16 protein-coding genes are annotated in these 20412 nt (G+C 70.5%); 8 read left to right on the forward strand and 8 right to left on the reverse strand.

All coding sequences use genetic code 11. The features are described 5' to 3' along the window. Nucleotides 1-136: 136 nt before the first annotated feature. Both ACTWP9_RS03670 and ACTWP9_RS03675 read right to left on the reverse strand, forming a co-directional pair. The gene (locus ACTWP9_RS03670) at nucleotides 137-904 is read right to left on the reverse strand and encodes a FadR/GntR family transcriptional regulator (RefSeq protein WP_443244477.1); all 768 of its coding nucleotides are present in this window, start codon (nucleotides 902-904) and stop codon (nucleotides 137-139) included. After that, nucleotides 901-2361, reverse strand: coding sequence for an amidase (locus ACTWP9_RS03675; RefSeq protein WP_443244478.1), 1461 nt, complete (start codon nucleotides 2359-2361; stop codon nucleotides 901-903). The genes ACTWP9_RS03670 and ACTWP9_RS03675 overlap by 4 nt, the downstream gene beginning before the upstream one ends. Nucleotides 2362-2503: 142 nt before the next feature. Here ACTWP9_RS03675 and ACTWP9_RS03680 point away from each other — a divergent pair, with 142 nt between their 5' ends. Genes ACTWP9_RS03680 through ACTWP9_RS03715 form a run of 8 tightly spaced genes read left to right on the forward strand, consistent with a single transcriptional unit; the run spans nucleotide 2504 to nucleotide 11201 of the window. Then, the gene (locus ACTWP9_RS03680; RefSeq protein WP_443244479.1) at nucleotides 2504-3577 is read left to right on the forward strand and encodes an isocitrate/isopropylmalate dehydrogenase family protein; all 1074 of its coding nucleotides are present in this window, start codon (nucleotides 2504-2506) and stop codon (nucleotides 3575-3577) included. Between the two features lie 3 nt (nucleotides 3578-3580). Continuing rightward, nucleotides 3581-5113: an ABC transporter substrate-binding protein gene (locus ACTWP9_RS03685; RefSeq protein ID WP_443244480.1), complete on the forward strand. Its 1533-nt coding sequence runs from the start codon at nucleotides 3581-3583 to the stop codon at nucleotides 5111-5113. A gap of 16 nt (nucleotides 5114-5129) precedes the next feature. Continuing rightward, the gene (locus tag ACTWP9_RS03690) at nucleotides 5130-6080 is read left to right on the forward strand and encodes an ABC transporter permease (RefSeq protein ID WP_443244481.1); all 951 of its coding nucleotides are present in this window, start codon (nucleotides 5130-5132) and stop codon (nucleotides 6078-6080) included. Continuing rightward, nucleotides 6077-6955: an ABC transporter permease gene (locus tag ACTWP9_RS03695; RefSeq protein WP_443244482.1), complete on the forward strand. Its 879-nt coding sequence runs from the start codon at nucleotides 6077-6079 to the stop codon at nucleotides 6953-6955. Before ACTWP9_RS03690 ends, ACTWP9_RS03695 begins: the two co-directional genes overlap by 4 nt. Next, on the forward strand, nucleotides 6952-8025 hold the full coding sequence (locus ACTWP9_RS03700; RefSeq protein WP_443244483.1) for an ABC transporter ATP-binding protein: 1074 nt from the start codon (nucleotides 6952-6954) through the stop codon (nucleotides 8023-8025). The genes ACTWP9_RS03695 and ACTWP9_RS03700 overlap by 4 nt, the downstream gene beginning before the upstream one ends. Continuing rightward, the gene (locus ACTWP9_RS03705) at nucleotides 8018-8908 is read left to right on the forward strand and encodes an ATP-binding cassette domain-containing protein (RefSeq protein ID WP_443244484.1); all 891 of its coding nucleotides are present in this window, start codon (nucleotides 8018-8020) and stop codon (nucleotides 8906-8908) included. Before ACTWP9_RS03700 ends, ACTWP9_RS03705 begins: the two co-directional genes overlap by 8 nt. Continuing rightward, nucleotides 8905-10398: an aldehyde dehydrogenase family protein gene (locus ACTWP9_RS03710; RefSeq protein WP_443244485.1), complete on the forward strand. Its 1494-nt coding sequence runs from the start codon at nucleotides 8905-8907 to the stop codon at nucleotides 10396-10398. The genes ACTWP9_RS03705 and ACTWP9_RS03710 overlap by 4 nt, the downstream gene beginning before the upstream one ends. Before the next feature lie 5 nt (nucleotides 10399-10403). After that, on the forward strand, nucleotides 10404-11201 hold the full coding sequence (locus ACTWP9_RS03715; protein WP_443244831.1) for an SDR family NAD(P)-dependent oxidoreductase: 798 nt from the start codon (nucleotides 10404-10406) through the stop codon (nucleotides 11199-11201). 149 nt (nucleotides 11202-11350) lie between these two features. Here the strand turns inward: ACTWP9_RS03715 and ACTWP9_RS03720 are convergent, their stop codons facing one another. From ACTWP9_RS03720 to ACTWP9_RS03745, 6 genes are all read right to left on the reverse strand, one after another. Further along, complete coding sequence (locus ACTWP9_RS03720) at nucleotides 11351-14638, reverse strand: lantibiotic dehydratase (RefSeq protein ID WP_443244486.1); 3288 nt, start codon at nucleotides 14636-14638, stop codon at nucleotides 11351-11353. 7 nt (nucleotides 14639-14645) lie between these two features. Beyond that, complete coding sequence (locus tag ACTWP9_RS03725) at nucleotides 14646-16049, reverse strand: lanthionine synthetase C family protein (RefSeq protein WP_443244487.1); 1404 nt, start codon at nucleotides 16047-16049, stop codon at nucleotides 14646-14648. Between the two features lie 143 nt (nucleotides 16050-16192). Then, nucleotides 16193-16342 carry a hypothetical protein gene (locus ACTWP9_RS03730; RefSeq protein ID WP_443244488.1) on the reverse strand — a complete coding sequence of 50 codons (150 nt, stop codon included), beginning with the start codon at nucleotides 16340-16342 and terminating at the stop codon, nucleotides 16193-16195. Between the two features lie 234 nt (nucleotides 16343-16576). Then, complete coding sequence (locus ACTWP9_RS03735; RefSeq protein ID WP_443244832.1) at nucleotides 16577-18463, reverse strand: ATP-binding cassette domain-containing protein; 1887 nt, start codon at nucleotides 18461-18463, stop codon at nucleotides 16577-16579. 319 nt (nucleotides 18464-18782) lie between these two features. Further along, nucleotides 18783-19757: a sulfotransferase domain-containing protein gene (locus ACTWP9_RS03740; RefSeq protein WP_443244489.1), complete on the reverse strand. Its 975-nt coding sequence runs from the start codon at nucleotides 19755-19757 to the stop codon at nucleotides 18783-18785. 161 nt (nucleotides 19758-19918) lie between these two features. Next, nucleotides 19919-20377 (reverse strand): DUF2000 family protein, encoded by a 459-nt coding sequence (locus ACTWP9_RS03745; protein ID WP_443244490.1) that lies wholly within the window; start codon nucleotides 20375-20377, stop codon nucleotides 19919-19921. Between the last annotated feature and the right edge of the window lie 35 nt (nucleotides 20378-20412).

Here is a 20412-nt window from a genome sequence, read left to right on the forward strand (position 1 = left end):
TGTGCCGGAAGGCCCCGGGCCGGTTCAGGGTGTGGCGTGCACGTTGGGCTGGACGCGCTGCGCCACAACCCGGACCTGCCGCTGCCCGGCTGTGAGCAGGGCGAGGCCAGGTCGCGGCGCGTGGTCGCGCGGGGACTCAGGTCTCTTCGTCGTCCACGAGTGCGAGCAGCGGCCCCTGCTCGTCCTCGGGGACGTAGCCCGCGTAGTAGTCGAAGAGTGTGCGCCGCGAGATGCGTGCTGCCGCCTGGCCGTCCCGTACCCGGATCGCCTCGAGCACTTCCTGGTGGTGGTGGAGCGACTCCCGCATGAGCGCTGTGCTGTTGAGCGCATGGGCGACCTTGTCCGAGATCAGCGAGAGGACAGCGCCCCGTACCACCTGGTTGCAGACCTCGATGAGGGAGTTGCGGCTGGCCAGGGCCACCGCCTCATGGAATGCGACGTCCGCCTTGCTGAACTCCTCGTAGCCCGTCTCGATCGCGTCCGACATGACGGCAAGCGTCCGCTCCATGGCAGACAGCTGGTCCTCGGTCCGCAGCCGAGCCGCCAGCATGCTCGCCGATCCGTCGAGGATCATGCGGAACGAGATCAGCTCGGCCATCGACATGTTGTCGAACTGGACGAGCCGGGTCATCTCCTTGGTCAGACCGGCCGACGTGAAGGGGAGGATCTCCGGGCCGTTCGGGTCACCCGGGCGCGAGCGGACGAGGCCGTTGCTCTCCAGCACGCGCAACGCCTCCCGCACCGTGGGCCGGCTCGCCCCGAACTGCGTCACCAGCTCTCGCTCGCTCGGCAGCCGTTGACCGGGCTTCAAGTCACCCCGCGCGATCGCTTGCTCGATCTGCTCGACGATGCGCTGGTAGAGCCGTACCGGCGCAACCTGCCGGAACTGTGCCCCGTCACTCACTGCTTCTCCCCTTCGAGCGTGGTCCGTGTCGTGTGCTCCCCGGTGACCGCCCCGGGGACGCTGTCCGGCCAGCGCGGGACCGCGTCGGCAGGCCGGTTGTGTTCGTACCACGCCGCTGCCCTCAGGACGCCGAGGTCGTCGAAGCGGCGGCCCGCCATCTGCACCCCGATGGGCCGACCGTCCGCCGTGAAACCGCAGTTGACGGTCGCCGCGGGCTGCCCCGACATGTTGTACGGCGCGGTGAAGCCGATGTGGGACATGTTCTTCCCGTCCCCCATGAACGGCATCGGCTGCTCAGCGGGAAACGCCGCCACCGGAGCCACCGGCGAGAGCACCAGATCGTACGGGAGCGTTGCCGCCACGGTCTGTGCCTGGATGCGCATGATCTGCTGGTAGCACTGGAGCACCTTCGTGCCCGGCACGTCCGCGCCGCCCTGACACCACTGGATGATGTGCGGGTGGACGCGCAGCCCCGCATCGGGCGCCAGTGCGCGGAAGTCGTTCCAGGACCGCACCCGCCAGAACAGGTCCAGGTCGTCCAGCAGATCTTGGCTCAGATACGGCTCGACCGGCTCCACGACGGCTCCCGCCGCCTCGAAGAGCGCGGCGGCACCGTGCACCGCGGCGAGGATCTCGGCGTCGCATGGCTCTCCACAGCCGGCGTCCAAGTGCACCCCCACCCGCAGCCCGCGTACATCGCCCTCCAGCGCCGACCAGTCGATGTCCTGCGGCGGCAGGCTCGACCAGTCCCGGGGATCCGGCCGGCTCAGGACACGCATGAACAGGGCCGCGTCCGCCACCGTACGGGTCATGGGGCCGGCGTTGCGCCCCAGGTACGGGGTGTCCAGCGGGATTCTCCCGTAGCTGGGCTTGAGCGTGGCGAGGCCCAGCCAGGTGCCCGGCAGCCGGATCGATCCCCCGATGTCGGTGCCGACGTGGAGCGGACCGTATCCCCCGGCGGCCGCGGCCCCCGCACCGGAGCTGGAACCGCCCGTGGTCCAGGCAGGGTTCCAGGGGCTGCGGGAGATGCCGTGCCGGCTGGAGACCCCCGAGGAGAGCATGCCCCAGTCCGGCATCACGGTCGATCCGAGTATCACCCCACCGGATTCGACGACCCGCGCGGTGATGGGCGCGTCCCTCTCGGGGACGACCGGCTCAGTGCCCGCGTTGCCCGAGGGCATGGGGACGCCTTTGCGGGCGACGTTCTCCTTCAGCGTCACGGGCACGCCGTCGATGAGACCGAGCGGTTCCCCCGCCGCCCATCGGGCCTCGCTGGCCACGGCTGCCATACGGGACTCGTCCGGATCCCGCACCCAGAACGCGTTGAGCACACTCTCGCGCGCCTCGATCACCGACTGGACGGCGTCGTGGACCTGGACCGGCGACAACGTGCGGTCAGCGAATCCGGCCACCATCTCGACGGCCGGCATGGCGGCCAGGCCCTGTTCCGTGTGCACCCGCACTCTCCTTTGCTCGGACACCGGGCTCGTCGGCCCGGATACCTGGGCATTCGAACCCTTGACAAGAACAGCTCCAGTCGTCACGGTACCTGGCAAGCGAGCTTACTGGTCAGGCCAGTCATAGCGAAAGGTGCCGTCCATGACGCGGGAGACCACAGTCGTGCGGCTCGCCGCCATACCGGGCGACGGAATCGGCCCTGAGGTCGTCGCGGCGACCGTGCCCGTGCTCCGCACCGCGCTGGAGGCCGACGGCCACCGGCTCGAGGTGACCTCGTTCGACTGGGGAGGCGAGCGGTTCCTCCGGCAGGGCACGGCGATGCCGGACGATGCGGCCGAGCTCGTCAAGAAGGCGGACGCCGTGCTGTTCGGCGCCGTCGGACGCCCCGATGTGCCCGAGCACGAACTGATCTGGGGCCTGATCATCGGCCTGCGGCAGCAACTGGACCTCGCCGTGAACCTCCGCCCGGTGCACGCGTTCCCCGGCGTTCCCACCAAGGTGCGCGACACCGAGGGCGTGGACCTGGTGATCGTTCGCGAGAACACCGAGGGCGAGTACGTCGGCGCCGGCGGAGTGGCGCACGCCGGCAGCGGTCACGATCTCGGCATCGAGATCGCCGTGCACTCCCGTCGCGTCATCGAGCGCGCCGCCCACCACGCCTTCGCCCTGGCCGCTGGGCGGTCGGGGCGTCTGTGCCTGGTGACCAAGTCCAACGCGATGCGTTACGGCTATCCGCTGTGGGACCGGGTGGTGCGCGAGGTCGGCGCACACTACCCGGCGGTCCGGCTGGAAACCGTGCTGGTCGACGCCATGGCAGCACGCATGATCCAGGATCCGCGATCCCTTGACGTCCTGCTCACCAGCAACCTCTTCGGCGACATCCTGTCCGATCTCGCCGCGGTGCTGGCCGGCGGTATGGGCATGGCACCCAGTGCCAACGTCCTTCCGGGCGCGGACATACCGGGCATCTACGAACCCGTCCACGGCTCCGCACCCGACATCGCCGGGAAGGGTGTGGCAAACCCGGTGGCATGCATGCTCTCCGGCGCACTGCTGCTCGACGACCTCGGCCACACCGGCGCGGCTCGCCGCGTCCGCGACGCGGTGGCGGGCACCTTGCGAGACACCAGGCACCACACGGCCGACCTCGGCGGTAATGCCACCACAGCGGACGTCACATCCGCCGTCCTGCACACCATGGAAAGCCAGGGATAGCACATGAGGCCACACAAGCAGCTGACGCGGAACACCGGGACGATCGCAGCCACGCTCTCCTGCCTGCTGCTGGCATCCTGCTCGGCCGGGTCCTCGGCAGACGGGAACAGCAACGGCAGCTCCGGGAAGACCAACGAAGCGCTGAAGGTCGGCCTCATCGCCGAGCCGGCCAACCTCGACTTCACCAAGACCGAAGGTGCCGCCATTCCGCAGGCACTGCTCTACAACGTCTACGAGAACCTGGTGAAGGTGGACCAGTCCGGGAAGATAAGACCGGCTCTGGCAAAATCGTGGAGCCTGTCCAAGGACCGCAAGACCTACACCTTCCAGCTGGTGAAGGACGCCAAGTTCAGCAACGGCAAACCGTTCACGGCCGAGGACGCCAAATTCTCCATCGAGCGCGTCAAGTCCGACTGGACGATTGCGACGAAGTCCCAGATGGACGTCGTGGACAAGGCGCAGGCGGAATCGCCCACCGAGCTCAAGGTCACCCTCAAGAGACCGAGCAACGAATGGCTGTACCGGATGAGCACCCGCATCGGCGCGATGTTCAGCCGGACCGGCGTCAGCAATCTGGCCACCAAGCCGGTGGGCACCGGCCCGTACACGGTGAAGAAGTGGAACCGCGGCGACTCGATCACGCTGGCCCGCAATGAGAGTTACTGGGGGCGCAAGCCGAACTTCGCCTCGGTCACCCTCAAGTACTTCAAGGACCCGACGGCCATGCACAACGCGCTGCTGACGGGCACCATCAACATGATCGGCACGATGCAGCCCCCGGATGCGCTGGACCGGTTCAAGAACAACCCGAAGTACAAGGTCACCGAGGGCTCGACCAACTCCGAGGTGCTTCTCGCCTTCAACAACGGCTCGGGCCCGCTGAAGAGCCTGAAGGCCCGCCAGGCAGTCCGCTACGCCATCGACCACAAATCCCTGATGGACACCTGCTGGGCAGGCCGCGGCAAGCTCATCGGCAGCATGGTGCCTCCGACCGACCCGTGGTACCAGAACCTCACCAAGCAGTATCCGTACGACCGCAGCAAGGCCAAGAAGCTCCTCAAGGAGTCCGGCGTGGCCGGCCGTACGCTGCGGCTGCGGATTCCGACGCTGCCTTACGCCACCGCGTGCGGCACGGTGGTCAAGAGCCAGCTCGAACAGGCCGGGTTCAAGGTCAAGCTCGACCAGCTGGAATTCCCCGCCGCCTGGCTGTCCACCGTGTTCAAGAACGCCGACTACGACATGTCCATCGTCGCGCATGTGGAGCCCCGCGACATGGGGACGGTGTTCGGGAGCAAGTCCTTCTACACCCGCTACGACAACGCCAAATTCCGCGAGTTGCTGAAGAAGGCGGACGAGGGCACCCAGCAGGAGCAGATCACCAATATGCGGGCGGCTGCCCGGCTGCTGTCCAAGGACGCCGCGGCCGACTGGCTGTTCCTGCTGCCGAACCTGATGGTGGCGGAGAAGGACATCACCGGCCTGCCCGTCAACTACGTCTCCGAGTCACTGGATCTCACCGGCATCGGCCGGTCGTGAAAGGCGGCCTCAACCGATGATCGTCCGTCTAGTGCAGCGGCTCGGGGTCCTCCTGGCCAGCCTCGTCGTGAGCTCCGTGCTGGTGTTCGCGTTCATGGCGGTGCTGCCAGGGGATCCCGCCCGCGTTGCCCTCGGCACCAGCGCGTCGGACACGGCGGTGGCGCAACTGCGCGAGGAGTTCGGGCTCAACCGGCCGCTCGTGGCCCAGTACTTCAGCTGGATACATGGGCTGGTGACCTTCGACCCGGGGAACTCCTACATCTCACACACGCCGATCGGCCCGCAGATCGCCGACCGCCTCCAGGTCACCATGTGGCTCGTCGGCACCGGGATGCTGATCGCCTGCATCCTGGCGCTGCCCCTGGGAACGCTCATGGCTGTGCGGCACCGCAGGCCGTCCGGGCTCATTCTCTCGGCGCTGTCCCAAGTCGGCGTGGCCGTCCCGGCTTTCCTCGCGGGCATCCTCCTGATCACCGTGTTCGCGGTGGGGCTCGGGTGGCTGCCGGCGAACGGCTGGACACCCCCGGCGCAGGATCCCGGCCTGTTCCTCAAGCAACTGGTGCTGCCTGCGCTGTCCCTCGGAGTGGTGCAGGGAGCAGTGCTCACCCGCTATGTCCGCAGCGCCGTGCTCGACGTCCTGAGGGAGGACTATCTCCGTACCGCGCGCGCCAAAGGGCTCCGGCCGATGCAGGCGCTGCTGCGGCACGGCCTGCGGAACGCGGCGGTGCCGGTGGTCACCGTCCTGGCGTTGCAGCTCGCCACGCTGCTGGTGGGCGCCGTCGTCATCGAACGGGTCTTCGTCATCCCCGGGCTCGGGAGCCTGCTGCTGGACAGCGTCTCCAACCGGGACCTCCTCATGGTGCAGGACGTGGTCATGATCATCGCAATGGCGGTGCTGTTCGTGAACTTCCTGGTGGACCTCGTCTACCTGTTGATCGACCCCCGGCTCAGGGCGGGTGCGTCATGAGCGCTCCGGAGCTGGAAACCGCTGTCGCGTCCGCGCTGCCCGACGGCCGGAGGCGGCGCCGCCCGGTGACGGGCAGCCTCCTGGTGGGCGGTCTCATCGTCACGGTCGTGCTCGGCATGGCGCTGCTGTCCTTCGTATGGACCCCGCACGACCCGACCCTGGTGAACGCCTCGGCGCGGCTGCAGAAGCCGTCGCTGGAGTACTGGTTCGGCACGGACAAGTTCGGCCGCGACGTGTTCAGCCAGATCCTGATGGGCTCGCGCACCACGCTGTTCGTCGGCTTCGTGGCGGTGGGGGTCGCAGCGCTGGTCGGAGTGCCCCTCGGAATAGTCGCCGGAATGGCGCCCCGCTGGTTCGGCGAGCTGCTGATGCGCGGCAACGACCTGCTTCTCGCGTTCCCGGCGCTCCTGTTGACCATCATGTTCGCGGCCGTGTACGGGGGCAGCACGCTGGTCGCGATGATCGCCATCGGCATCGCGTCCATCCCCCACTTCGCCCGGCTGATCCGCAGCGGCACGTTGCAGGTCATGAAGACCGAGTACGTCATCGCGGCGCGCGCGGCGGGCCGGGGGCCGTTCTCCATCGGCCTGCGGCATGTCCTGCCCAACGTCAGCAGCCTCGTCATCGTGCAGGCGTCGGTCGGCTTCGCCATCGCCGTACTCGCCGAAGCCGCGCTGTCCTTCCTGGGCTTCGGAACCCCGCCCCCCACGCCCTCCTGGGGCCGGATGCTGCAGGAGAGCCAGGAGATGTTGTCGTCCGCACCTCGGCTCGCCGTGTTCCCGGGCATCGCGATCGCAGTGGCGGTGCTCGGATTCAACCTGCTCGGTGACGGCCTGCGCGACCGTTTCGACCCCAAGCTGGAGGACCGCCGATGACCCCGGCACCTGACACGGCATCCGACGCGGCACCGGCCTCCGGGCCGGGCCCCTCCGGCACTCCCGGCGACGTGCTGGCCGTACGGAACCTCGATGTCGCGGTGGGTGGCCAAAAGCTCGTCGAGGATGTCGACTTCACCATCCGGGCCGGCGAACGGGTCGGCCTGATCGGTGAATCGGGATCGGGCAAGTCACTGACCGCGCTGAGCGTCATGGGCCTGCTCCCCGAGGGGCTCCGGGCCACGGGTTCGGTGCGGCTCGCCGGAGTCGACCACGACCTGGTGGGTGCCGACGAGGCGCGGATGTCCCGGGTGCGGGGCAAGGAGATCGCCATGGTCTTCCAGGAACCCATGACAGCGCTGAACCCCACGATGAGGGTCGGGCGGCAGATCGCCGAGGTGCTGCTGGTCCACCGGACCAGGCCGGACCGCGCATCCGCCCGGGCCGCCGCCGTGGAACTCCTCGCCCAGGTGGGGCTTCCCGACCCCGCTGCCGCCGCGCAGGCATACCCGCACCAGTTCTCCGGAGGCCAGCGGCAGCGAGTGGTGCTGGCCATCGCACTGGCGAACGACCCCGCGCTCCTGGTCTGCGACGAACCCACCACCGCGCTCGATGTCACGGTCCAGGCGCGGGTGCTCGACCTGATCGTGCGGGGCGTCCAGGACCGCAGGTCGGCCATGCTCTTCATCACCCACGACCTGGCAGTGGTGGCCACCGCCTGCGAGCGGGTCATGGTCATGTACGGCGGGCGGCTGGTCGAATCCGGCCCGGTCCGGGAGGTGTTCACCCGCCCCCGGCACCGCTACACCCAGGGCCTGATCGGTGCGTCGGACCTGACCGTGGTCGACGATCGCGGCCGGCTGGCCACGATCGGCGGCTCGGTGCCTGCGGCGGGCCGGTTCCCCGCCGGATGCGTCTTCAGAAACAGGTGCGCCGAGGCGACCGAGGTGTGCGCCACCCGGCCGGAATGGGTGCCGACCGGGCCGGACTCCGGCTACGCCTGCTTCCACCCGGTGCCCGAAGAAGCCGGGTCGCGCATCCCTACGAACCAGGAGGCCGGCCGTGGCTGAGCAGTCGCCCGCCGAACACGATGACCCACTCGCCCCCGGGGCGCAGACCGGGCCCGTGGATGCCATCACCGTCCGCGACATCACCCGCGACTACCGACGGCCCCGTACCTCGCTGCGCCGCCCCAGCCCGCCGGTGCACGCCCTGCGCGGCGTCAGCTTCGCCGTCCCCGAGGGGCAGCGGTTCGGCATCGTGGGCGAATCGGGGTGCGGCAAGTCCACCCTGCTGCGGATTCTGGCCGGGCTCGACCGCCCCACCAGCGGCAGCGTCGCGATCGACGGCCGGGACATCACCGGGCTCCCGGAGAGACAGCTCCGGTTCGTCCGCGAGCGGCTCCAACTCGTGTTCCAGGACCCGATGAGCGCGCTGGACCCGCGGATGCGCGTCGGCGACATCGTGGCCGAACCGCTCGTCGCGCAGGGGCACCGCAACCGCAAGGAGCGGGTGGTCGAGTTGCTCGAGGCCGTCGGCCTGCGGGCGGACGCGGCGGACCGGTATCCGCACCAGTTCTCCGGCGGCCAGCGGCAGCGCATCTCGATCGCGCGTGCTCTCGCCCCCCGTCCGAAGATCATCGTGGCTGACGAGCCGGTGAGCGCCCTGGATGTGTCCGTACGGGCCCAGGTGCTCAACCTCATCGCCGACCTCGTCGACGAGCTGTCCCTCACCCTGGTCTTCGTCTCCCACGATCTGTCCGTGGTCCGTCATGTGTGCGACCGGGTCGCGGTCATGCACGACGGGCAGATCGTGGAGACCGGGTCCACGGAGCAGGTGTACGAGGAACCGCAGCATTCCTACACACGCAGGCTCATCGCCGCCGTTCCGACTCTGGGCAAGGCACTGTCCGGAGTGTCGGCGGCCGACCTCAACCGGGAGTACCGACCGTGACTACGCACGTCGAACCCGCCGGCGGCGACAGCCCCGTGGTGGGGGAGTTTCCGGAGGGTCTCCCCATCGGCGAGGACTGGGTGGAGGCGCCCACCGCCGAGGACGTCCGCTTTCCCTACGACGGAACGCTCGTCGCGCGGGCGCCGGTCGGGGACAGCGCCCTCGCACGCCAGGCGGTGGACGCGGCCGTCGCGGTCCGCGGACGGGTCGGACGGCTCCCCTCGTACACCCGCAGGGCGGCGCTGCTCGCGACGCACGAGGCGATCGCGTCCCGCCGCGCCGACTTCGAGCGGCTCCTGGTCCTGGAAACCGGTAAGCCGCTGGTCGACTGCCGTATCGAGGTGGACCGCACCCTGCTGACCCTGCTGACGGCGGCCGAGGAAGTGGCCCGGCTGCACGGCGAGACGGTGCCGCTGGACCTGCTGCCGTCGGGTGAGGGGCTGCTCGGCTTCTGGACCCGCAAACCGATCGGCGTGGTGGTGGGCATCGCGGGCTTCAACTACCCGCTGTTGCTCGCCGCGCACAAGATCGCGCCGTCGCTGGCCGCCGGCTGCCCGGTCATCGCCAAGCCGGCCCCGCAGACGCCGCTGGCCACCCTGTGGCTGGTGCACCTCCTCCGCGAGGCCCTGCGCGCCGGCGGCGCGCCGCAAGCCGCGGTGCAGCTGGTGACCGGGGGCCCCGAGGTGGGCGCCGCGCTGACCACCGACCGCAGGATCGGCGCTGTGTCCTTCACCGGGTCCGCCGCCGTGGGCCACCGGATCGCCCGGGACGCGGCACCCACCAAGGTGCTGCTCGAACTCGGCTCCAACGCCGCCTTGGTGGTGGCCGCCGACGCCGACCTCGACGCCGCCGCCGATGCGGCGGTACGCGGCGGGTACTACGCGTCGGGCCAGGCGTGCATCAGCGTGCAGCGGGTCATCGTGGTGGACGCCGTGCGGGAGGAGTTCGTGGCCCGCCTGACGGAGCGGGTGGCCCAGGTGGTGGTGGGAGATCCCCGCGATCCTGCGACGAGAGTCTCGGCGCTCATCGACGGACGGTCGACCGAGCGGGTGTGCGCATGGCTGGAAGAGGCGGTGGAGGCGGGCGCTTCGCTGGTGGCCGGAGGCAGGGTCACCGACGGGGTGATCGAGCCCGCCGTGCTGCTCGACGTGGACCCCGCCCTGGACGTCTGGGGCGAGGAAGTCTTCGGCCCCGTGGTCGCCGTACGGTCCGTCCCCGATCTGGAGACGGCCTTCGACGTGGTCAACGACTCGCGCTACGGACTGCACGCGAGCGTCTACACGAGCGCCCTGGACACGGCGTTCGCCGCTCTCGACCGCCTGGAGGTGGGCGGGGTGGTGGTCAATGAGGTTCCCGGCTTCCGTTCCGACGTCATGCCGTACGGCGGCGTGAAGGACTCCGGGGCCGGGAGAGAGGGCCCGAGGTTCGCCATCGAAGAGCTCACCGTGACCCGTATGGCAGTGATCCGTCCGACGACAACGAAGCCGTGAGGACCATGCAAGCAAAGGACCGCACCGATGCGGTGGATACGTACTCCCGCCTGTTCAGGCTCGACGGCCGCAGGGCTGTCGTGGTGGGCGCGGGCAGTGGAATCGGCCGCGAGAGCGCCTTGGCCCTCGCCGCGCACGGCGCCACGGTGGTGTGCGCCGACCATGATCTGAAGGCGGCCACGGAGTCGGCGGCGATGGGCCGTGGCCTTTCGGCGTACGCCCTCGATGTGCTCGACGGCGAGGCCGTCGCGCGCGCCGCCGAGGAGCTCGGACCCGTCGACGTGCTCGTCTTCACCGCCGCGACGAACGTGCGCAAGCACCTGCTCGACTACACGGCGGAGGAATTCGAGCGGGTCGTGGCGCTCAATCTGCGCGCATCCTTCGACCTGGTACGGGCGTTCGGCCGCGGCATGGCCGAACGCGGCAGGGGAAGCATCATCGGCTTCAGCTCCATTCGCGCAGTGGCCGTCGAGCCGGGGCAGGGGGTGTACGCGGCCACCAAGGCCGGCCTCGTCCAGCTGCTGCGGACCGCTGCGGCCGAACTGGGCCCGTCGGGGGTGCGGGTGAACACCGTGGCGCCGGGCGTCGTGGACACCCCGCTGACCGCGCAGATCCGGGCAGTGCCGGAATGGTCGGACGCGTACGCGAGCAAGAGCGCCCTGGGCCGCTGGTCCCGTCCCGACGAGCTGGCCGGCGCCGTCGTCTACCTCGCATCGGACGCGTCATCCTTCGTCACCGGGAGCCAGCTCTTCGTGGACGGAGGCTGGACAGCGATCGACGGCCGCTACACGCCGCCCAACTAGGACTTGGCCCGCGCCCCGTCAGGGGCGCGGGGAACTGCGCGCTCAACCACAAAACGCCTGCAGTCTGTTGCAAACAGCCAGGGGCAGCCCGTGCCCAGCAAGATGCGCCGGACACGCGTAGGGGGCGCCCCGTTTCCACACCGGGAGTGTCAGCGGGTGTGGGCGGCGCGGTCGAGGAGGCGTCGCCATACCCCGTAGGACATTTCCTCCTCGGCGCGGCGGAGGCCCATGCGGTTGCAGTGCATGTGCAGCAGGCTCAGGAGGATGTGGTCACGCTCCGCCTGGAGTTCACCTGTCCGCTCCAGCTCGGTCATCCGCCGGGTGAGCCGCTCCGCGGCCGGTTGCCACACGGCGGCGGCCCGGTCGAGCGGTTCGCGGGTCGGGCCGACCTCGGTGCGGGCCGCCCACAGGCTGCGCCCTGCGGTCCGGTACAGGCCGCCGCCGGCGTTTCGCAGCGCCGCGACGCGGGCGAGGGCGTGGCGGGCCTCGGCTTCGGGGACCAGACAGGCGCACAACCGGTCGAGGGTGAGGGCGACCAGTGCGGCGCGTTCCTGGCCCGCGTCCAGGCCCAGGGCCGGCAGACCGGTTCCGGAGTCGCGGAGGTGCCGGAGGAGTTGGACGACGGCGGTGCTGTCCTGTCGGAAGCACTCCTCGGCATCGGCGATCAGTTCGGGGCCGCCGTACCGCTCGACCTCGCGCTGATAGCTGACGAAGGTGTGGTCCGAGATGTGCCCGCCCCGGGCGAGGTCCCGGGCCCAGGCGGTCACCTCACGCAGGACGTCCGGGCGCGTGGCCTCCTCGGGGACGAAGAACCGCATCCGCAGGTGGGGGGCCGGATCGTGGTACCGCAGGAAGAAGGGTGCGGGTACGCCGTACTGTTCGGACAGTCGCTCGGTGAGGCCGGACAGGCCCACTCCCAGCAGCGTGTCGTGCGCGTCCGGCTCGGCGTAGAGCTTCACGGCCAGCCAGTCGCTGCCGATCCGCTTGATCCGTGCCTCCGGATCCTCGGTGGCGGCGTGGACCTGGCGGCGCGGGACGTGCCCGGCAACCCGGCCCGGGTCCCGGCTGGTTCGTACGAGCGGCACCACGACCTCGGAGGCGTACGGCTGACCGGCGGCATCCCGCAGGAAGCCCTCGTCGGGCGCGGGCAGCACCTCCTCCAGAACGACTCCTTCCTCCGGAGCCTGTTCCAGGGTGTCGCGCAGTTCGCGCAGCGAAGGGGCGCTGGTGAGGTCGAGCAGCAGGGTGTTGTCCGAGTCGACGATATTGACCAGACGGGGCACCATCCATGTCCCGGCCCAGGCGTCGACGGCCTCGGCGAACGCGGCCAGTCCGTCCCCGCCGCCGTGCTCTTCGGACAGCGCGAGTTCACCCCTTCGCAGCCGCCACTGCGCCCGCCGCAGCACCAGACCGCCTCGCTCGACGCGGGGCAGGAACGGCATGGTCCAGCCCAGGTCTCCCCAGCTGAACGGCGTGACCAGGCGCGAGAGCGCGTAGGAGACCTCCACCAGGAACCGGCAGGGGTCCGGCGCCCCTGCCAGGTTGAGCATCGTGCGCTGGGTGACATGCAGCCGCCGGCCCAGCGAACGGCTGCGCAGATACAGCCTTCCTGCAGCCACGCCGACGAGGACGTCGTCCAGGCGGATCACATGGTCCTCGTCCCGGCCGGGCGTGACGTTGACCGGCAGTTCCCATGTGTGCGCGGTGGGACGTGTCGAGACGTTGATGGACCTGGCGTCCCCGGGGAGGTAGGACAGCTCGGCGCAGACGGCGTCGCCCTGGCGCTGCTCCTCGGCGGCGGCCAGCTCCCGCAGCGCGGACTGCGCCCCGCCGTCGAGGAGATCGTGGAAACGGGCGAAGGTCCTGCCGCCCAAACCCACCCCGATGGTGCTGCACACGGCGCGCCAGTGCGCGCGGCCGGGGCCCGGTGCCGTGAGGCTGAGGTACAGATCGAGGACGGGGAACGGCGGCCGGTCGTCGTCCTTGGTGGCCGGGGCCTCGGCGAGCTCGTCGAGCAGCCGGTCGTCGAGCTGGACGCTCAGCTCCCGGCGTGCGAGAGCGGCGGTGGCCAGCCGGGTCAGCACGGCCTCCCGGGACGACGGGTCCGTCCAGCCCGGCCGGGCCTCGGGCTCCGCGACGACGCCGGGCAGCGGATAGGCCCGTCCTGGGCTGCGGTACCGACGGGGCGGGCCGAGGCCGGTCTCCGGGGTCAGCGCCTCCAGCAGGGGGATCTCGGACCGGTCGCCGTACCGTTCGGAGAAGGCTTCGGCGTACTCCGCGAGGTGCGGCGGGTACTGGTCTTCCGTTCCCACGCGCGCGAGCACATGGGCGGCTTCCTCGGCCAGGTCGGCCACGGCCCGTGGGAGGACCGGGGGCGCCTCGAAGTCCAGCGCCGAGTCGATCTGGAGGGTCGGCCCCGAGTGGCCGCCGATGGCTTCGGGCACCGGCGCGCTCGCCGTCCGCAGCAGTTCCCGCACCGGGGTCCCGCCCTGGTTGAACGCGCTGATCGCGGCCTCCACGTCGTCGATCGCCCGTGCGACATCGGGGTCGGTGGCGGGCGGCAGCATCGAGCGCAGGAGCGCGTCACGCTCCGTCCCGCCGGTCGGCGGGACGAGCAGCCGGGGCCGCTCGGCGGTGATGAGGATGTCGCTGTCGAGGAGACCGTCGAGCAGCTCCCTGATCCGCTCGGCGCCGGCGCTCGGGTAGGTCTCGGTGAGCAGGGCGGTGAGCTCGCCGAGCGTCTTCGGTGTGCGGGTGTGGTCGAGCACGGACCGCACCGGGGCCGTGAGCCGTACGCTGACGAAGCGTCGGCCCCTGGGCGTGGTGGGCTCTTCGTCGTGCGCGCCGGGGCGGGCCTCGGCCCCGTCGTCCAGTCCATAGCCCTCGGCGGTGGACAGCCACACCCGGCCGCGGGAGACGTGGAGCAGGTCGTTGCGCCGCACTCGCACGTCGTGGGGGCGCTCGGCTCCGAAGGCGAGCTGCTTCACCAGGTGCATGACCCAGCCCGAGTCGGCGCGTGCCCGGGCCGTCCCGATGGAGCTGTGCCCCAGCCGGGCCCGCTGCTCCTCGCCGAACACGCCGGTGGCCACGCCCGCGAAGAGGCCGAACGGCGTCGAGCGGAAGCTCATCCGGTTCAGATAGCGGCTGAGGCCGCGGACGGCCTTCCGCCGGTTCTTGCCCGTGAGGCTGTCGAACCGCTCGACGGCGTCCGCCAGATGAGGCGAGGCGGCCCGCACGGCGTCCGGCACTCCGGGGGTCCACCACAGTTTGCGGAGCTGGTCCGCGTAATCGTCCTGCCAGGCGTCCGTGCGCTCGGTGTCGCCGTTCGCCATGGGCAGCGACCTGAGCAGTTCGAGCATCGGACGGGTGGGCAGCGCCGGCGCTCTGAGCATGAAGAACCCGCAGGCCCGGTAGGTGTCGGCGGTCTCTTCGCTCATGTCTCCCTCACGCCTGCGTCGCGCCCGGTCCACGCCCGCGCCCGCGCGCGGGCCCCGGGGTCAGGAACAGCAGCTCGTCCCACTCGGCGGCGGCGTCGGACACGGTGCCGAGAAGGGCGAGCAGGACTCCGGCCGCACCGATCAACAGGCCGGCCTGGTGCTCCTGCTCTCCCGTCGGGGTGTAGTTCGGGAAGAGGTAGGGGTGCTCCGGGTCGGCGTGGGAGCACAACCGCGACCGGAAGTCGTCGTGCATACGCCACAGGTCCGGCACGCCGGTCTGTGCGGCGGCGCGGCCGTAGATGGTCACCAGCCCCGCCAGCCCGTGGCACATCGTGGGTGAGTTGAGGCGCTGCTCCTCGGCGGGGGTGTGTTCGACGCCGAGGAGCGCGGCCACCGCGAGGTCGGCCGGCTCCGGGTCGCCGCAGGCCGCCGAGGCCGACAGCAGGGACGTCGCGACGCCGGGCGCGCCATAGCACCACGCGGGCCTGGCCGGTACCCGCGAGACGGTGTCGGGGCGCCCGGTGTCCGGGTGGGCCGGCAGAACGTAGGCCCACGCCGGATGGTCGAGGCCGTCGATACGCAGCGCTTCGATCGTCCGGGCGAGGGCGCGGATTCCCTGCTGTACCCGGCGAGGCCGCGCGTCTCCCCCCTCGCCCCGGCCCGTGACGCCGGCCACGTGGGCGGTGTCGGGGCGGGAGAGGGCCGCGAGAATACCCGGCGGCCCGTGGGCGAATCCCATGTTGTACATGCCGTCGGGATACTGCTTCACATATGTCGGAAGGCGTATCAGCTGTCCGTCGGGGCCCGGAATGCGGGGGAAGTGGGAGGGCGCGCAGAACCACTTGGGTCTGCCGCCGTCGTCCTGGGCCAGATCCAGCAGATAGCCGACGAGGCGGTCCGTGGCTTCCTCGGCCGCGGCCGTCGCGGGCCCGCCGAGGACGTCCGCGGCCTTGAGGAGCGCGGCGAGCCAGCCGGCCGCGCCCGAGATGACGTCGAAATCGCATTCGGCCACGCTGCCGACGGCGACGGGGAGCTTGATCGCCAGCGTCTGCCGGGCGAGCTGGTCGGTCATCGTGGTGAGTGTCGGAAGGTAGCGCGGCTCCAGCCGGGCGTACTCGGTCACTGCCCAGACGACTCCCGCGGTGCCGTGGTACAGACTCGCCTCGCGCAAGGGCGCGGCGGCACTCGCCTCTGCGGCGCGCCGCAGTTGCAGCCGACCGGCCTTGAAGTAGCGGTCGTCGTCGAAGACTTCGGCGGCATACCGGAGGGCGAGCGCGACGCCGGGAGCGCCGTCGGCGAGATCCGCTTTCCCTTCGGCGGCGCCGGTCGATGTCGTGAGCCGGTCAGCCACGTCGCGGGCCAGCCGTAGAACCTCGTCGTCGGTCACTTTCCCCACGGGACGAGACTCCATGGCACCGCTCCCTTCCTCGGCCTGCCCGGCAGGCGACCACACGGAGGGCGCAGGAATCCCCTGTACACGGGGATCCCCTGGGCACGGACCGGGGGCCCTCCGCGTGATTCGCCTTGGGTGTTCGTCACATCAGATGTGGCGTATCAGCAGCACGTGCTGAGCGTGTCGGTACAGGCCGACGTGCGCGACGTCCCACAGGTGTCGTTCGTGACACCACCGGAATGGGACGAAGCCTCCGAGTAACCAACACGCAGGTCGAGGGAGAATTCGTCTTCCAGCATCTCTTCGTTCATTCTGTTCCCTCCGTTTAAAGGTGCCCGCACGGGATTCTCCGGACAAGGGTCTTTGTGAATGCCGGATTTCCCAGAATCTCTTGAAAGGTAGTGGAGCGTTGCGATCAACGTCAACTACCGGTCCACACTTGCCTCTTGATGAACTCCCGATGATTCGAAGGTATCGCGAGATCAGCGAAGACCGGCCGTCCACGCGGCAGGAAACCCCGACATGTATATCGGGATTGTCCGGACTCAAAGTGATTGGTTAGGCAAACTACTGGTGAATGGCGACCCGTACGTCTGGGACGCGGCCGGCGGCGAGGCGAGCCCGTACTGTGCGGCCTGCGCCTCGAACATGCCCCGGTACAGCCCGCCGCTCCTTCCCATGAGCTCCTGGTGGGCGCCGTGTTCGGCGATGTGCCCGCGCTCCAGGACGTAGATGTGGTCGGCCGTGGTGGTGGCGGCGAGCCGGTGGGTGACCAGCACCACCGCGACGCCGCTGTCGGCCAGGGTCCGCAGCCGGTCGAACGCCTCGATTTCGGCGTGCGGATCGAGCGCCGAGGTCGGCTCGTCGACCAGGAGGAACGGCGCGCCGCGGTAGAGGCTGCGCGCTGTGCCCAGCTTCTGCCACTGGCCGCCCGAGAGCTGGACGCCGCGTTCGTAGCCCTTGAAGACGATGGAGTTCCAGCCGTGCGGCAGCCCCTCGATCAGATCGTCCACGTCAGCAGCTCGCGCGGCCTCCTTGACGCCGGCCATGTCCCGCGGGCGGTCACCGGCACCGATGGCGATGTTCGCGGCGGCCGTCATCTGCCAGGTGGGGAAGTCCTGCGTCAGCAGCCCGACGGACCGGAACACGTCTGTCCGGTCCGCCTCGCGCACCTCCACCCGTTCCCCGGACGGGCCTTCCCACCACACCTTGCCGCTGCCAGGCAGCAGCAGACCGGCCAGGATCTTGGCCAGCGTGGACTTGCCGGAGCCGTTCGCGCCGACCAGCGCGGTCACCTCGCCCCGCCGTACGGACACATCCACGCGGTGCAGCGCGGGCACCGTCGCGCCGGGGTAGGTGAAGGAGACATCCCGTACCTGGATCTCCCGTACGGGCGCGGGCAGTTGCTTGCCGGTACGGGGGATGGCGTGCCGCGCAGCCAGCTGGGTGGCTTCCTCGGTGTCGCCGAGCTGCAGCATCTCCTCGTACATACGGTTGACCTGCTGCACCAACGACGTGAGCCGGGCAGTGGAGTTACGGATGGCGACCACCGCAGTACCCCCCACAGCCAGGGGGAGACCGCCGCTGGTCAGCAGCCACCACAGCACCCCGTAACAGCCCAGGGAGGCCAGGCCGGAGAATGCGCCGGCGACCAGATCGGTGTGGGCCTGGGCCCGGGCCAGACGCCGCTGCTCGGTCTCCATCAGCCCCGACATCTCCTCGTACCCGCGCAGCAGCAGTGAGTCTGCCGCGTGTGCCCGGATCTCTCCGGCGGCATGCGGCATCGTCAGGTACTGCAACAGCGTGGCGACCGCCCGCCGGTGATCCACCCAATGCCGACGCGAGATGTACTCCCGGCGCGCCGAGCGCACCGCCCCCCAGCCCTTGGGCAGGGCGATCGCCAGCAGCATCGGCAGCAGCGCCCAGTGCAGCGAGGCCAGTACGAGGGCTGCGGCCACCATGCCGATCACGACATTGGCGACGCCTACGGACAGGCCGAGCATGCGCCGCGCCGAGTCGGTGCCGAACTTCCCGGCGTCCAGGTGTCGTTGGACCTCCGGTTGCTCGGTGGCCTCGACCTCCACCTGCGTGACCGCTCGGTAGTACCGGAGGGAGACGGCCCGCTCGACCTGGGGCTCCAGCCGACCGGACATCGCCGTCGACCAGGCCGACAGCAGCGCCGAGCCCACGGAGACGACGGCCAGCATCGCGAGCGCCGGGAGGGACTGCAGCAGCTTGTCGCCGGCCGGGCCGTCCGCGAACAGCTTGCTGAGCGCCCCGTTGACCGCCACCAGCCCGAACGCGGCCGTCAGCCCCTGGCCGATCTGCGCGGTCACCAGGCCGGTCAGCGCCCGCCGGTCCGCGGCCCATCCGGCCCGCAGCACCACGCCCACCATGCGCGGCAGCGCGGCGGCCATCTGACCGAACCGCATACGCGTCAGCGCGCCCTCGTACTCGACGAACGCGTCATCCCAGCGCAGTCGCCCGCCGAACAGCTCCCGTTCCGCTGCCGAGACTCCCTCCGCGGTCGCCCCCTCACGCGGCTCATCCTCGGTCGCTGGGGCGGGACTTGGGGCCACGGTTTCCTCCGGAGGGGCGCTCAGGCGTACTGGTGATCTGCGAACGGGGGCCGAGGAGGGCGCTCGGGCGGGGGATCACCGTACTCATGCGCGCAGCGGGAGATCAGGGCGGGGCGCCGAGACCGGGCGCCGAGACCGGGGCGGTGGCCGGCACTCGCGAGAGGCCCCGTGTTCAGTCCGCCCGCGCGGCCGTGAGCGGGTGGGTCGGGTGCAGCCACGCCACCAGGTCGGGGCCGGCGCACTCGGCGGTCACCTCCGCGTACCGGCGCAGGTCCGGCTCGGCCAGGATCTCCTGCCACTGGCCGGACGAGCCCCGGTGGAAGAAGTCGCGGGGGCTGCGCCAGACGGCCATGTCGGCCTCGGGAACGAGCTGGCCGGCATTGCCGCGCATCGCCTCGAAGGTCGCCGCCCGCACAAGTTCGGGGAACCTCTCCTCGGGCACCGCGATGCCGAGTCGCCGTGCCAGGCGGCGCATGTTCCCCGCCAGATCGGACTTGAGGCCGTCGTAGTGCAGCAGCACCACGTTGCCGAGGTGCCGGGCCTCCCAGAACGTCCGCAGGTGGTGCAGCGTGTAGCGCAGGCTCGCCGGCGCCTCCGCCACCGGGGCCCGGTTCTCGACCCAGCGCCGGAAGCCGGCGGCGCCCGGCTCGGCAGCCTCCCGTACCCGCCGGGTCACCTCCTCGGCCACTTCCGCGGCCGCCTGCTCACCGGCTGCTCGCGCGCGGACGCGTGCGACGGTGGCCGGGTCGATGTTGGCCATGTGGTGCTGCGTCGACAGGCCCACGTCGCGCGGGTCGCGGCCCACGCACACATAGGTCACGCGCTCGTCGTACGGCAGGCCGTCCAGCGGGGTGTGGGACTTGACGAACCGGCGGTGCCGTTGCCCCTCCAGGGAGGCCAGCACCTCGTCGCGGTCCCGGTACAGCACGTCCACCCAGGGCGACATGCTGCTCAGCGGCCGTGGGAGCTCGGTGGTGCCGTGGACGAGGAGGGCGCAGATCATCTGCGTCCACGTGGTGCCGCACTTGGGCGGCGTACTGATCACGATGTCGTCGCCGCGGAACGGGAAGCCCTGCCATCGTGCGCTGTCGAGGACCGGGGACCGGTACCGCACCACGGGACGACCGCCGGCCGCTGTCTCCACCACCGGATCAACTCCTCCTCGCCCGCACCGGCGCACCACCGTGGGTGGGCGTGCCGCTGCGGACCGTACCCACGCCCTCTCCTGCGCACACCGGACCGGGCGTGGCCGGCCGGGGTGCCGCCGAGCCCGCTCGTCCCTCGACGGCCCTCAGCCATTGCTACTGCTCAGGGATGCATCCGCGCGCCTTTGAGTACCTTGTCCACCGCGTTGCGCGGCCCGTAGACGGCCATCCCCGCCAGGTCGAGCTGGTCGGTGCCCACCGCGCGTACCGCCGCCCGGTTGTCGCGGTCGTTGCCCGTGCTGAACAGGTCCGAGGTGAACACCGCCCTCGGCAAGGAACGGGACAGCGCACGACCGTGTGCGGTGGTCAGCATCTCCTTCGTCCCCTCGAAAACCAGCACGGGCTGGCGGAACATCGGCAGATACGCGATGCCGTCGGCGTCCGCGTACGGTTCGCCGATCACCTCGGGGGACACCGTGCCGAGCCCGCTGACGACGAAGGCGGTCACATTCAGCCGCTGCCAGGGCTCCAGGTCGTCACGCAGCAGTACGGCGATCTTCGTGTCGAAGCGTACAGGCGCGTTCTCGGCCCCCACGCCGGCCCTCACAGCGGTCTCATCCATCGTTCTCATGCTGTGAGACTGCAGGCTGCACACCC

Source organism: Streptomyces sp. 3N207 (assembly GCF_052246355.1).
GTDB lineage: Bacteria > Actinomycetota > Actinomycetes > Streptomycetales > Streptomycetaceae > Streptomyces.

What these genes read in the sequence shown, in the direction of transcription:
- ACTWP9_RS03680 (WP_443244479.1), top strand. Translation starts at nt 2,504, where the DNA reads ATGACGCGGGAGACCACAGTCGTGCGGCTCGCCGCCATACCGGGCGAC.
- ACTWP9_RS03685 (WP_443244480.1), top strand. Translation starts at nt 3,581, where the DNA reads ATGAGGCCACACAAGCAGCTGACGCGGAACACCGGGACGATCGCAGCC.
- ACTWP9_RS03690 (WP_443244481.1), top strand. Translation starts at nt 5,130, where the DNA reads ATGATCGTCCGTCTAGTGCAGCGGCTCGGGGTCCTCCTGGCCAGCCTC.
- ACTWP9_RS03695 (WP_443244482.1), top strand. Translation starts at nt 6,077, where the DNA reads ATGAGCGCTCCGGAGCTGGAAACCGCTGTCGCGTCCGCGCTGCCCGAC.
- ACTWP9_RS03700 (WP_443244483.1), top strand. Translation starts at nt 6,952, where the DNA reads ATGACCCCGGCACCTGACACGGCATCCGACGCGGCACCGGCCTCCGGG.
- ACTWP9_RS03715 (WP_443244831.1), top strand. Translation starts at nt 10,404, where the DNA reads ATGCAAGCAAAGGACCGCACCGATGCGGTGGATACGTACTCCCGCCTG.
- ACTWP9_RS03720 (WP_443244486.1), bottom strand. Translation starts at nt 14,638, where the DNA reads ATGAGCGAAGAGACCGCCGACACCTACCGGGCCTGCGGGTTCTTCATG.
- ACTWP9_RS03725 (WP_443244487.1), bottom strand. Translation starts at nt 16,049, where the DNA reads ATGGAGTCTCGTCCCGTGGGGAAAGTGACCGACGACGAGGTTCTACGG.
- ACTWP9_RS03730 (WP_443244488.1), bottom strand. Translation starts at nt 16,342, where the DNA reads ATGAACGAAGAGATGCTGGAAGACGAATTCTCCCTCGACCTGCGTGTT.
- ACTWP9_RS03735 (WP_443244832.1), bottom strand. Translation starts at nt 18,463, where the DNA reads ATGCGGTTCGGTCAGATGGCCGCCGCGCTGCCGCGCATGGTGGGCGTG.
- ACTWP9_RS03745 (WP_443244490.1), bottom strand. Translation starts at nt 20,377, where the DNA reads ATGGATGAGACCGCTGTGAGGGCCGGCGTGGGGGCCGAGAACGCGCCT.